General features: G+C 71.5%; 13 protein-coding genes and 1 tRNA gene. 12 read left to right on the forward strand and 2 right to left on the reverse strand.

Going from position 1 to position 11,849, the window contains the following annotated elements:
- Positions 1–96: 96 nt before the first annotated feature.
- A complete protein-coding gene (locus tag ABZ646_RS09810) occupies positions 97–750 on the forward strand; it encodes a LytR C-terminal domain-containing protein (protein WP_360515258.1) in 654 nt (217 codons plus the stop codon).
- A 391-nt stretch (positions 751–1,141) separates the two neighbouring features.
- On the opposite strand, the gene upp is transcribed toward ABZ646_RS09810, so the two are convergent.
- Complete coding sequence (gene upp, locus ABZ646_RS09815) at positions 1,142–1,777, reverse strand: uracil phosphoribosyltransferase (RefSeq protein WP_046726381.1); 636 nt, start codon at positions 1,775–1,777, stop codon at positions 1,142–1,144.
- Between the two features lie 126 nt (positions 1,778–1,903).
- Here upp and ABZ646_RS09820 point away from each other — a divergent pair, with 126 nt between their 5' ends.
- The 9 genes from ABZ646_RS09820 to ABZ646_RS09860 all read left to right on the forward strand — a co-directional run bounded on the left by ABZ646_RS09820 (position 1,904) and on the right by ABZ646_RS09860 (position 8,059).
- Positions 1,904–2,101, forward strand: a complete 198-nt coding sequence (locus ABZ646_RS09820; protein ID WP_360515262.1) for a hypothetical protein — start codon at positions 1,904–1,906, stop codon at positions 2,099–2,101.
- Between the two features lie 423 nt (positions 2,102–2,524).
- Positions 2,525–3,052, forward strand: a complete 528-nt coding sequence (locus tag ABZ646_RS09825) for a hypothetical protein (protein ID WP_360515265.1) — start codon at positions 2,525–2,527, stop codon at positions 3,050–3,052.
- A 59-nt stretch (positions 3,053–3,111) separates the two neighbouring features.
- Entirely contained in the window at positions 3,112–3,543 is a 432-nt protein-coding gene (gene tadA, locus ABZ646_RS09830) for a tRNA adenosine(34) deaminase TadA (protein ID WP_360515268.1), read from the forward strand.
- A 78-nt stretch (positions 3,544–3,621) separates the two neighbouring features.
- Positions 3,622–3,706 (forward strand) — tRNA-Ser (locus ABZ646_RS09835).
- 246 nt (positions 3,707–3,952) lie between these two features.
- Complete coding sequence (locus tag ABZ646_RS09840; protein ID WP_046726384.1) at positions 3,953–4,129, forward strand: hypothetical protein; 177 nt, start codon at positions 3,953–3,955, stop codon at positions 4,127–4,129.
- 17 nt (positions 4,130–4,146) lie between these two features.
- Positions 4,147–4,440, forward strand: coding sequence for a Dabb family protein (locus tag ABZ646_RS09845; RefSeq protein ID WP_360515271.1), 294 nt, complete (start codon positions 4,147–4,149; stop codon positions 4,438–4,440).
- A gap of 182 nt (positions 4,441–4,622) precedes the next feature.
- Complete coding sequence (locus ABZ646_RS09850; protein WP_360515292.1) at positions 4,623–5,528, forward strand: RNA polymerase sigma factor SigF; 906 nt, start codon at positions 4,623–4,625, stop codon at positions 5,526–5,528.
- 364 nt (positions 5,529–5,892) lie between these two features.
- Positions 5,893–6,819, forward strand: coding sequence for an RNA polymerase sigma factor SigF (locus ABZ646_RS09855; RefSeq protein ID WP_360515274.1), 927 nt, complete (start codon positions 5,893–5,895; stop codon positions 6,817–6,819).
- A 631-nt stretch (positions 6,820–7,450) separates the two neighbouring features.
- Complete coding sequence (locus tag ABZ646_RS09860) at positions 7,451–8,059, forward strand: hypothetical protein (RefSeq protein ID WP_360515277.1); 609 nt, start codon at positions 7,451–7,453, stop codon at positions 8,057–8,059.
- Positions 8,060–8,222: 163 nt separating this feature from the next.
- On the opposite strand, the gene ABZ646_RS09865 is transcribed toward ABZ646_RS09860, so the two are convergent.
- Positions 8,223–8,429 (reverse strand): hypothetical protein, encoded by a 207-nt coding sequence (locus ABZ646_RS09865; protein WP_360515280.1) that lies wholly within the window; start codon positions 8,427–8,429, stop codon positions 8,223–8,225.
- Positions 8,430–8,623: 194 nt separating this feature from the next.
- Here ABZ646_RS09865 and ABZ646_RS09870 point away from each other — a divergent pair, with 194 nt between their 5' ends.
- Both ABZ646_RS09870 and ABZ646_RS09875 read left to right on the forward strand, forming a co-directional pair.
- Positions 8,624–9,169, forward strand: a complete 546-nt coding sequence (locus tag ABZ646_RS09870) for a MarR family transcriptional regulator (protein WP_360515283.1) — start codon at positions 8,624–8,626, stop codon at positions 9,167–9,169.
- A 20-nt stretch (positions 9,170–9,189) separates the two neighbouring features.
- A complete protein-coding gene (locus ABZ646_RS09875; RefSeq protein ID WP_360515286.1) occupies positions 9,190–11,754 on the forward strand; it encodes an MFS transporter in 2,565 nt (854 codons plus the stop codon).
- Positions 11,755–11,849 lie beyond the last annotated feature (95 nt).

Below are 11,849 nucleotides of genomic sequence, written 5' to 3' on the forward strand. Positions count from 1 at the left end.
CGCCGTTCCGCGCCGGTTGCCCCTTTCGGGTTGGACCGCACACCGTCGGATGATCATCTATTAGTCAACGCACCCGTGGCGCACTACGCTGCGCTCATGAGCATGCTGACTCCCCCCGGCATGGGCGGCCAGTACCGGATCACAGGGGACAAATACCCTCGCATGCGCCCACGCCGGCGGCGTACCCGGCTGACCCTCTCCGTGGTCGCCTCCGTCACCGCGCTCGGCCTGGTCGGCTGGGGCACACTGCAGCTCATCGACGTCTTCACGGGCGGTGGCGGGAAGGCCTCGGCGGCCGGCTCCGGCGGTGACTGCGTCAAGCAGGCCGCCGCGAGCCCGAGTCCCGCGGCCGGGGCGTCCGCCGCCGCGCTGCCGAAACCCGCGCAGATCACGGTGAACGTCTACAACGCGACCACCCGCACCGGCCTGGCCAAGGACACCGCGGACGCGCTCAAGAAGCGCGGCTTCCGGATCGGCGACGTCGGCAACGCGCCGCAGAAGTTCGACGCGAAGGTCAAGGGGACGGCGGTACTGCTCGGTCCCGCCTCCGCCCTGAAGACCTCCCTGCCGGTCCTGGCCACCCAGCTGACGGCGGCCGACCAGCGCACGGAGGCGGGCCGCAAGGGCGCCGCGGTGGACCTGATCATCGGCGACGCCTTCAAGGCCCTCACCCCGCAGGCGACGGCCGCCAAGGCGATCACGGCCCTCACGGCCCCCCAACCGAAGGCGGCCACCAAGAAGACCTGCTGAGCCACCCCGACGCCGGCAGCAGCCCCCGCGAGCGAGTCCGGCCGCTCAAGGGAAACGCCGACAACCGAGGCCCATCAGGGGGCGCTGAAGGTACCCCCGGCCGAAGGCTGGGCCTCCGCCACCCACGGCGGCCAGGCGAACGCCCGGCGGCCACCGCCGAGCACCGCTGCGCCGCACGGAAGCCGTCGACGCGCTCCGGGGTTCAGCCGATCACGCGGCCCGCAGGCACCGCCGAGCCGGACGGAAGCCGTCGGCCCACCCGACCCCGTGCCCAGCCGGCACCCGCCCCGGCGCCCGGTCGACCACCCGACCAAGCGCCGACCGATCACCCCGCCCGGCAGCAGAAGCCCCGTCCCGTCCCGAGGCGCCCCGGCGTCGATGCCCCGGAGGGCTACTCCGCCGCCCCGTACAGCCGGTCGCCCGCGTCCCCGAGGCCCGGCACGATGTAGCCGTGCTCGTTGAGGTGGTCGTCGACCGCCGCCGTCACCACCGTGACCGGCGTCCCCGCCAGTTCGCGTTCCATGACCTCGACGCCCTCGGGGGCGGCCAGCAGCACCACCGCGGTGACGTCGTCCGCACCCCTCCTGATGAGCTCACGGATGGCGGCGACCAGCGTGCCGCCCGTGGCCAGCATCGGGTCCAGCACGTACACCTGACGCCCGGAGAGGTCCTCCGGCATCCGGGAGGCGTACGTGGACGCCTGGAGCGTCTCCTCGTTGCGGATCATGCCCAGGAAGCCCACCTCGGCCGTCGGCAGCAGCCGCACCATGCCGTCCAGCATGCCGAGCCCGGCCCGCAGGATCGGCACGACCAGCGGACGCGGCCGGGCGAGCTTGACGCCGGTCGTGGCGGCCACCGGGGTCCGGATGTCGACGGCCTCGGTGCGCACGTCCCGGGTCGCCTCGTAGGCGAGCAGGGTGACCAGTTCGTCGGCGAGCCGCCGGAACGTCGCGGAGTCGGTGCGCTGGTCGCGCAGCGTGGTGAGCTTGTGGGCGACCAGGGGGTGGTCGACGACGTGGAGACGCATGCCCACAACAGTAACCGCGCCCGACCGCCCCCCGCGCAGGTCCGCGTCGGCCCACCTAGGCATCGGCCCTGGCATCAAACCGGCCGTCCGGGGGAAAGTGGGAGTGTCGAAGTGGGGTGATTCGACGTGCCTGAACTGCCTGGACAGCCTGACCGTAGCTACGGCGCCCCGGAGGGCGAGACCGAGGCCGAGCGGCGCCGCCGCCGGGCCCGGTTCCTGCGCGAACTCGCCGAGGCGCGGGCGCTGCGCGACCGGGTCCAGCCCCGCCGGGCGAAAGTGGCCCGGCTGCGACACGCGATGCGCATGCGGACGTTCCGTTGGTAGGACTCGGCAGGAGTCCACGGACCCCTCCGGAGTCCGTGAGAACCGGTAAGAGCCCGCAAAGGTCCGAAAGAGTCGGTAAGAGTCCGCAAGACACGTAAAGCCGAACCTTGGGCAAAGATCCACTGCTTGCGGTCCGTTGCGGTCCGGCACGGGGAAGGCCGTGCGTGGGCCGCGGGAAAACCCGCGTACGATCCGCAGGTGGCGGCAACGAGTGCGCTGGTGACTGCGTTCACGGACGCATGGATGGCTCTTTGCATACGTGCGATCAAAACTGCCGGACACAGGGAGCCGAAGACGTCCCCTGAACGCCTTGTTTCTGCCACGATTCCGAGTGGGTGGGACTCGGAGCCCAGCTCTCCCCGCCCAGAACCTCCGCCGGGGGGACCCCCAACCGGCACGCCTAAGACCAGTGGGAGAGTCACGGTGTACTTCGCCGCACTGCTCGCGCGCACCGAAGACGGGTGGGAAGCGAGCGACACAGAGCTCGACGATGTGGAGACCCTGTCGGACCTGGCCGATCTGGCCCGGGAATCGGCCTCGGAGGCCGACGACACGGTGCTCGTCTTCATCGAGCAGGAGGACGCGTGGTTCGGTGTCGTGCGCGTCGACGGTGAGGAGGACCCCCGGGTCTTCGTCTCCAACGCCGCCGCCGCCGCCCGCAGCTCGTACGGCGAGCTCCTGCTCACCGACGAAATGCTCGGAAGGGAACCCAAGGACGAGACCGACGACCTGGACTCCCTCGACCTCGACGGCACCGAGGACGGTGAGCCGGAGCCGGAGGAGGACGACGACTCGGACGGCTCCGCCGTGCCCTCGGGCCCGGTGGGTGACCCCGGGATCCTCGACGACCTGGGGGTGACCGCCAAGGAGCTGCTCACCCTCGACGAGGACGCGCTCGGTGAGATCGCCGAGGCCCTGGGCGCCTCCGACGTCCTGGAGACCGTCCGCTGACGCTCCACCACGAGGCACCCGGGTCCCCCGACCCGGTACGCGACCGCTGGCGGGCCGCGATGCGGCTAGCCCTGGACGAGGCAGGTCGGGCCGTCCGGGGCGGGGACGTCCCCGTCGGCGCCGTCGTGCTGTCCCCGGACGGTACGACGGTCCTCGCCACCGGTCACAACGAACGCGAGGCCACCGGCGACCCCACCGCGCACGCCGAGGTCCTCGCGCTGCGCCGGGCCGCCGCGGCGCTCGGCGAGTGGCGGCTCACCGGCTGCACCCTGGTCGTCACGCTGGAGCCCTGCACGATGTGCGCCGGCGCCCTGGTCCAGGCCCGGGTGGACCGGGTCGTCTACGGTGCCCGCGACGAGAAGGCGGGCGCCGCCGGGTCCCTCTGGGACGTCGTACGGGACCGGCGGCTCAACCACCGCCCCGAGGTCGTCGGGGACGTCCTCGCCGGGGAATCCGCCCGGCTGCTCACGGAGTTCTTCCGCGCCCGCTGAGCCGCCGGTCAGGGGCCCGCCCCGGGCCCCTGAATACCGATTTCAGAGCACGGCCCCCGGTGCTGTAAGGTCTCCCTCGGTAGCGTGTCCGAGCGGCCGAAGGAGCTCGCCTCGAAAGCGAGTGTGGCGCAAGTCACCGAGGGTTCAAATCCCTCCGCTACCGCTGTGAAGTGAAGGGCCCGGTCCACTGGACCGGGCCCTTCGTCATGTTCCCGTCGGCTCGGGGTGCTTGTCCACGTAGTACCGGACGAGGGCGCCGAACACCGGCGTGTGGAACAAGAACAGCAGCCAGGGCCACCTCGGGAAGCCGCAGAAAAAATTCCGGCATCCATCGCGCCACTAGTCATACAAAACGATCGGACCGTTACACTCGCGCCCGGCACCAAGGGGACAACCAGGGGAGAGGCCGGTGGCGGTGAACGCCAAGAAGATCGCCGTCTACGCACTCGTGGTCTTCGCGCTGTACGTGATCATCACGGACCCGCCCAGGGCGGCGGACTGGGTCCAGATAGTCTTCCAGGGCATATCGGACGCAGCGAAGGCCGTCGGCGACTTCTTCACCTGGCTGGCCAACGGGGCGAAGTAGACCCACCGGGAGTACCCATGATCCGCCACCTGGTTCTCTTCAAGCTCAACGAGGGCGTGGCGCGCGACGATCCGCGCGCCGTCGCGGGCGCCGAGGCGTTCTCCGCGCTCGGCGGCAAGATCGGGGAACTGCGCTTCTGGGAGTGCGGCTGGAACATCACGGACCGCCCCATCGCCCACGACTTCGCGATCAACTCGGCGGTGGAGGACGCGGACGCGCTGAAGCGCTACCTGGAGCACCCGGACCACCAGGCGGCCGCCGCACAGTGGCGGGAGTTCGCCACGTGGGTGATCGCCGACTACGAGTTCTGAGCGCCCCACCCGTTTCGGATCATGGCCCTCCGCCGGGAACGGCGGGGGGTTTTCGTGCACTTATGCCCCAACTTGCCATTATTCAACCTCAACACGAGGTGATGAGGTGCTTGCACACAGTGCACATGTCTTGTGATGCTATGACCGCTTTTGACGGATGATTGACCGATGAAGAGGTGGCGTTGACCGTGTCGGCCAGTTCTGCGCCGCCCCAGGAAGAGGCGCCCGCCCCCGCCCAGCCCGCCGGCCAGAGCCCACCACCGGCCCAGCCCCAGCCCGCGGCCCAGCCCCCCGCCCAGGCACCCGCTCCGGCCCCGGAGAAACGTCGCGGCGCCGACACCCGGGCGCTGACCCAGGTGCTCTTCGGCCAGCTCAAGGACCTCACGCCGGGCACGCCGGAGCACAACCGCGTGCGCGCGGCGCTCATCGAGGCCAATCTCCCGCTCGTACGCTACGCGGCCGCCCGTTTCCGCTCCCGCAACGAGCCGATGGAGGACGTCGTCCAGGTCGGCACCATCGGGCTGATCAACGCCATCGACCGCTTCGACCCGGACCGGGGCGTGCAGTTCCCGACGTTCGCGATGCCGACCGTCGTCGGCGAGATCAAGCGCTACTTCCGCGACAACGTCCGCACCGTGCACGTCCCGCGCCGGCTGCACGAGCTGTGGGTCCAGGTGAACAGCGCGACCGAGGACCTGACCACCGCCTTCGGGCGCTCCCCGTCCACCGCCGAGATCGCCGAGCGGCTGCGGATCAGCGAGGAGGAGGTGCTGTCCTGCATCGAGGCCGGCCGGTCGTACCACGCGACCTCCCTGGAGGCCGCCCAGGAGGGCGACGGGATGCCGGGCCTCCTGGACCGCATCGGGTACGAGGACCCGGCCCTGGACGGCGTCGAGCACCGGGACCTGGTCCGCCACCTCCTGGTCCAGCTCCCCGAGCGGGAGCAGCGCATCCTCCTCCTGCGCTACTACAGCAACCTCACCCAGTCCCAGATCAGCGCGGAGCTCGGCGTCTCCCAGATGCACGTCTCCCGCCTCCTCGCCCGCAGCTTCCAGCGCCTGCGCTCGGCGAACCGCATCGAGGCGTAGGGCCCGCCCCAGGGGCCGCCCCAGGACCTGCCCCCGTGCCCGTCCCGACTCCGTTACCGGGCCGAGACCCGGCCCCGGAGACCCGGCGATGTCATTACCGCAAACAGGATCGAGCCATCACCGTCGCGAGCGAATCGCTCACCAGCGCACTTCCCGACAGTTGAGGGGCGAAAAACCGTCAGACCCCTTGCACGCAGGGCGGATTCACATTTCACATGTCGACATGTCACTACAGCGTGTTGCCGACATGTGACATTCTGCCGGAAGCGCGTTTGCCGGGGCTCAGGCTCCGGTATTCAGGTGAAGGCACCGCTCCTCGCCGGGGAGCGTCGCCGCGACCGTCCCGCGACCCAAAGGGGGTGGCATGTCCGCAGAACAGGGCAGCTCGAAGGTGCTCATGCCCGCGAACAGCGAGGCAGCGCCCAAGGAGCTCGACGCCATCGACGTGCTCGACAGCATCGATGGCGCCATCGACGGCGCTCCGGCGCTGGAGGCCACGCCGGCCCAGGAGCTTCCGGCCGTCTCGGAGAGCCTCGACACCCGCACCCTGTCCCGCTCCCTGTTCCTGCGGCTCGCCGCACTCGACGAGGACAGTCCCGAGCGCGCCTACGTCCGGGACACCCTGATCGAACTCAACCTCCCCCTCGTGCGCTACGCGGCGGCCCGCTTCCGCAGCCGCAACGAGCCGATGGAGGACATCGTCCAGGTCGGCACCATCGGCCTGATCAAGGCGATCGACCGCTTCGACTGCGAACGCGGCGTGGAGTTCCCGACGTTCGCGATGCCGACCGTCGTCGGCGAGATCAAGCGGTTCTTCCGGGACACCTCCTGGTCGGTCCGCGTCCCGCGCCGCCTGCAGGAGCTGCGCCTGGCCCTCACCAAGGCCAGCGACGAGCTCTCCCAGAAGCTGGACCGTTCGCCGACGGTGACGGAGCTGGCGGCCGTCCTGGGCGTCTCCGAGGAGGACGTCGTCGACGGCCTCGCGGTGGGCAACGCGTACACCGCCTCGTCCCTCGACTCCCCGGCTCCCGAGGACGACGGCGGCGAGGGCTCCCTGGCCGACCGCCTCGGCTACGAGGACACAGCCCTGGAGGGTGTCGAGTACCGGGAGTCCCTCAAGCCGCTGCTCGCCAAGCTGCCGCCCCGCGAGCGCCGGATCATCATGCTCCGCTTCTTCGCGAACATGACCCAGTCCCAGATCGGCGAGGAGGTCGGCATCTCCCAGATGCACGTCTCCCGCCTGCTGACCCGCACCCTGGCGCAGCTGCGCGAGGGCCTGATCTCGGACTGAGGGTTCCCGACCGAGGGTTCCCAACTGACGGAGCGTCAGCCACACTGGCCCGATGGCTCCCCGTCGGACCCGTACCGGCCACCGGCCCGCCGACCCGAAAGCGTCGGCGGCCGCCGCGGCCCCGCCACACGACACACCGCACAGCCGACGCCCGCCGGCCCCACCGGCCGTCGGGGCGCCATCAGCCGCCGATCCCGGACAGTCCGACCGAAACACACCAGTCCGACGGACCACAGCGACAGCCTCACCGACGACCACCACACCAACGCCCACCTCAGGCCCCAGGCGACCCCGCCGGAGCACACCTGACCGGTGGGACACGGCGGTGGGGTCGCCGACGACCGCCACAGCGGCACCCGCCTCCAACCCCCGACGGCCCCGCCAGGGAGCACCCCGCCGACGGGACACGACGACAAGCTCGCCGACAACCCCCACAGCGGCGCCCACCTCCACTTCCAGGCGACCCCGCCGGAGCGCACTCGGCGGGTGGGGCGCGGCGGTGGGGTTGCCGGTGGGCGGATTCCTTCTGGTCTGCGCCCTCGCCGGGTGCGGGGGCGGTGACGGCGGTGGGTACACCGCGGTGGGAGCGGCGGGCGGACCGAAGGGGGCGCCCGCGCAACCGACGGGGTCGGTGACCTTGGTCCCGCTGGACGGGCCGAACGGCACGGCGGGCTGGTCGACAGGGGCCGCGAGCAGCCCGGCGGCCAGATCCTCCTCGGCCGTGGGCGGGGCGACCTCCGGGGCGGGTCCGTCGGGCGCGGCGGACGGGCAGGACGGGGCCGACGGGTCGGGCGATCCGGCGGACGGGCCGGACGGAGCGGGCGCCTCGGCGGACGCGCCGGCCCATTCGGACCCGGCGTCTTCCCCCTCCCCCTCCGGCGCCGGGAGTACGCGCCCCCGGCCCTCCGGCTCCGCGGTGCCCGGCGCCCCCGCGCCCGCCGCCCTCACCTGGAGCGCCCCCACCCGCGAGGCCACGGACAAGCGCTGGTGCGAGAAGGTGACGGTCGCCTTCCGCAACTCCGGTGGCACGGCCGTCCGTTCCGGGACCATCACCCTCGGCACGCACGTCATCGACCTGCTCGGCATCGACTGGTCGACCATCGGTTCCACCCGGCGCCTCCCGGTCCCGATCGCCCCCGGCTCCCGTACGGACAGGACCTGGACGGTCTGCGTCGACGCGTGGCGGGTGCCGCTCGGCATGCACGTCGAGACCCGGGTCGTGGCGGTCGACTGGAGCTGAGGGAGCCCCGGCGCGGGCACAGCCTCCGCACACGGGCACGACGGAAGCCCGGGCACGACGAAAGCCCGGGGCGGGGAACCCCGGGTTCTTCGTCGCGCCGCCGCCGTGACCGTCGTACCGACGGCCCGAGCGCAGTCGTGTGAAGTGAGCGCGCGCAGGCGACTTACATGAGCGCGAGCCAGGCGACCGCCGCCACCACGACCACCGCGGCGACCACGCCGAGGATCAGGCCGAGGCGGGGACCGGAGGAGGAGGAGTAGGTGGTCGCCGTCTGCTGAGAGGTCTGCGGGGCCTCGTCGACGAACGCGCGGAACATCTGGGTGCTGCCGGCGGGGTCGTAATTGCCCTGGGGGCCCTGGGTGTTAGCCATGGCCCGAGACACTAGCGAATCCGGGGTTGTGGCCCAAGTGGGGGGCCACCCGCAGCCGCATCCGCCCCCACCTGCGCGTTTACGTTCGCAATACTTGCCTTTGCCAACTTTTTATCCCCACCCCGGCCGATTTATTTGCCTGTGGCAACCAAGCAGTTCTATGGTTGCCCCAAGCAACGAATACGGGAGGTGTGATGGCGGAGCAGGCGCAGTTCGAGGAGCTGGCGCGTCAGCTCAGCGCCGTCGGAGCCGTGAAACGGGACCTCGCGCGGATCCTGCCGCACGAGTGCCCGGCAGGATCCGCGGCGGTGCTGACGCTGCTCGGCCGCCACGGCTCCATGCGCATGAGCAAGCTCGCCGAGCTGCTCGCCGTGGACATGTCCGTCACCAGCCGGCACGTGGCGCACGTCGCCGAGCGCGGCTGGATCGAGCGGTCCCCCGACCCGGCGGACAAGCGTTCCCGCATCCTGCACCTCACCCCCACGGGCGAGGCGACCCTCCAGGACCTGTCCCGGCGCAGCACCGAACTGCTCACCGAGCGGCTGAGCGACTGGAGCGACGAGGAGGTCGAGCAGCTGATCCGGCTGATGACCCGGCTCCGGGCCAGCTTCGGCGACTGCCGGGCCACGGGCCCGCACCCCCGGCCCGCCGCCGGCTCCACGCTCGCCTCGGCCGCCCGCGCCCCCACCCCCGTACTCGAAGCTCCCGTTCTCGCACCGACCACCCGTACACCCGCATAACACGTAAGAAAAGGAAGCCCATGGCAACGACCACACCAGCCGGTGTGCGGGCTCACGCCAAGCACGGAGGAGGCAGCTCCGCCGAGCAGGCGCCGATGTCCCACCGGCAGATCATGGAGGCCATCTCCGGCCTGCTGCTCGGCATGTTCGTGGCGATCCTGTCGTCCACGATCGTCACCAACGCCCTGCCGCACATCATCACCGACCTCGGCGGCGGCCAGTCCGCCTACACCTGGGTCGTCACCGCCTCGCTGCTGGCGATGACCGCGACCACCCCGCTGTGGGGCAAGCTCGCCGACCTGTACAGCAAGAAGGCGCTCGTCCAAATAGCCCTGGTCATCTACGTCCTGGGGTCCGCCGCCGCCGGTCTGTCGCAGAACGCCGGCATGCTGATCGCCTGCCGTGTCATCCAGGGCGTCGGCGTCGGCGGTCTGTCGGCCCTCGCCCAGATCGTCATGGCCGCGATGATCTCGCCGCGGGAGCGCGGCCGTTACTCCGGCTACCTCGGCGCGACCTTCGCCGTCGCCACCGTCGGCGGCCCGCTGCTCGGCGGTGTCATCACCGACACCTCGTGGCTGGGCTGGCGCTGGTGCTTCTACGTCGGCGTGCCCTTCGCCGTCGTCGCGCTGATCGTGCTCCAGAAGACCCTGCACCTGCCGGTCGTGAAGCGGGACGTCAAGGTCGACTGGGCCGGCGCGTTCTTCGTCGCCGCCGCCGTCTCGCTGCTGCTGGTCTGGGTCACCTTCGCCGGTGACAAGTACGACTGGATCTCCTGGCAGACGTACGCGATGATCGGCGGCTCGATCGTCCTCGGTCTGATCTTCGTGCTCGTCGAGTCGAAGGCCAAGGAACCGATCATCCCGCTGCGGCTGTTCAAGAACCGCACCATCACCCTGGCCTCGCTGGCCTCCCTGTTCGTCGGTGTCGCGATGTTCACCGGCACGGTGTTCTTCAGCCAGTACTTCCAGCTGGCCCGCGACAAGTCGCCGACGATGTCCGGCGTGATGACGATCCCGATGATCGGCGGTCTGTTCATCTCCTCCACCGTCTCCGGGCAGTTCATCACCCGCACCGGACGCTGGAAGGCGTGGCTGGTCAGCGGTGGCGTCCTGGTGACGGCGGGCCTCGGCCTGCTCGGGACCATCCGCTACGACACGGCGTACTGGAAGATGTCGATCTTCATGGCGCTGCTGGGTCTCGGCATCGGCATGATGATGCAGAACCTCGTGCTCTGCACCCAGAACCAGGTCGCCCCGTCCGACCTCGGCTCGGCCAGCTCCACGGTCACCTTCTTCCGGTCCCTGGGCGGTGCGGTCGGCGTCTCCGCGCTCGGCGCGGTGATGGCCCGCCGGATCACGCACTACGTGACCGAGGGCGCCGCCGCCCTCCCGCACAAGTACCAGGTCGCCCTGGCCGGTTCGAGCTCGTCCAACGACAGCCTCCCGGACCTGGGCAAGCTGCCGGCCCCGCTGCGCACCCTCATGGAGAGCGCCTACGGCCACGGCATCGCGGACGTCTTCCTGATCGCCGCCGCCCTCGCCGCCCTCGCGTTCCTGATCAGCCTGTTCATCAAGGAGGTCCCGCTGAAGACCAAGGGTGGGCTCGCCCAGGCCGCCGAGCAGGAGCAGTCGGCCGAGGCGCCCGTGGCAGCGGCCGCCGCGGAGGCGCCCGTAGCGGCACCCGTCGCGGCACCTGCCGCCAACCAGCAGGTCCCCAGCTGGGCCGCCCCCGTCGTGAACGGCGGCGCGGAGACCGCCGCCGAGGCCACCCGGCAGTTCACCGCCGTGGCCACCCTCGACACCCCCGAGCAGTCCGCGGGCTCCGGCGCCACCCCGGTGCACGGCTTCGTGCGGGGCGCCGAGAGCGCCCCGGTCCCCCAGGCCGCGGTCACCCTCATCTCGCTCGCCGGCCGCCAGCTCGGCCGCTCGGTCGCCGGCTTCGACGGCTCCTACCGGCTGGACGCCCCCGGCACCGGCTCGTACGTGCTGATCGCCTCCGCCGACGGCTACCAGCCGCAGGCCTCCACCGTGGTGGTGGGCGAGGACGCGCTGTCGTACGACATCCTGCTCAGCGGCACCAGCGGGCTGAGCGGTGTGGTGCGGGGCGCGGGCAGCGCGCTGCCGGTCAAGGACGCGATGGTCATCGTCACCGACGTCCGCGGCGACCTGCTGGCCACCGCCGCCACCGGCGAGCAGGGCGAGTTCCGCTTCGGCGAGCTGGTTCCGGGGGTCGTCACGGTCGCGGTGAACGCGGCCGGGTACCGCCCGCGCGCGCTGCCGGTCGAGATCGGCACCACCGGGGTCACCCGGATCGAGGTCGACCTGGACGCCGGCGCCCAGCTCCAGGGTGTCGTACGGGCCCCGCACGGGCCGCTGGCCGACGCCCGCGTGACCCTCGTGGACGCGGCCGGCAACGTGGTCGGCACCGCCACCACCGGCGTGGACGGCGCGTACGCCTTCGCCGACCTGGACGGCGGTGACTACACCGTGATCGCGACGGGCTACCCGCCGGTCGCCACGGCCCTGAACGTCACCGGCGCCGGTGTCGACGGCCACGACATCGAACTCTCCCACCCGGGCGAGTAGTTCGCACTCCGGCCCGCGGCGGGCGCGCCCAGGACGAACGTCGTCTCGCCACCGCACGCGAGGCCCTGGCCGCCGCCACCGCCGCGGCCGAGGAC

The sequence above is a fragment of the Streptomyces sp. NPDC007162 genome (genome assembly GCF_040634175.1).
Taxonomy (GTDB): domain Bacteria; phylum Actinomycetota; class Actinomycetes; order Streptomycetales; family Streptomycetaceae; genus Streptomyces.

Excerpts from the sequence above, each read along its gene's own strand:
- ABZ646_RS09865 (WP_360515280.1), bottom strand. The coding sequence starts at position 8,429 with ATGGCTAACACCCAGGGCCCCCAGGGCAATTACGACCCCGCCGGCAGC.
- upp (WP_046726381.1), bottom strand. The coding sequence starts at position 1,777 with ATGCGTCTCCACGTCGTCGACCACCCCCTGGTCGCCCACAAGCTCACC.
- ABZ646_RS09810 (WP_360515258.1), top strand. The coding sequence starts at position 97 with ATGAGCATGCTGACTCCCCCCGGCATGGGCGGCCAGTACCGGATCACA.
- ABZ646_RS09875 (WP_360515286.1), top strand. The coding sequence starts at position 9,190 with ATGGCAACGACCACACCAGCCGGTGTGCGGGCTCACGCCAAGCACGGA.
- tadA (WP_360515268.1), top strand. The coding sequence starts at position 3,112 with ATGCGGCTAGCCCTGGACGAGGCAGGTCGGGCCGTCCGGGGCGGGGAC.
- ABZ646_RS09855 (WP_360515274.1), top strand. The coding sequence starts at position 5,893 with ATGTCCGCAGAACAGGGCAGCTCGAAGGTGCTCATGCCCGCGAACAGC.
- ABZ646_RS09870 (WP_360515283.1), top strand. The coding sequence starts at position 8,624 with ATGGCGGAGCAGGCGCAGTTCGAGGAGCTGGCGCGTCAGCTCAGCGCC.
- ABZ646_RS09845 (WP_360515271.1), top strand. The coding sequence starts at position 4,147 with ATGATCCGCCACCTGGTTCTCTTCAAGCTCAACGAGGGCGTGGCGCGC.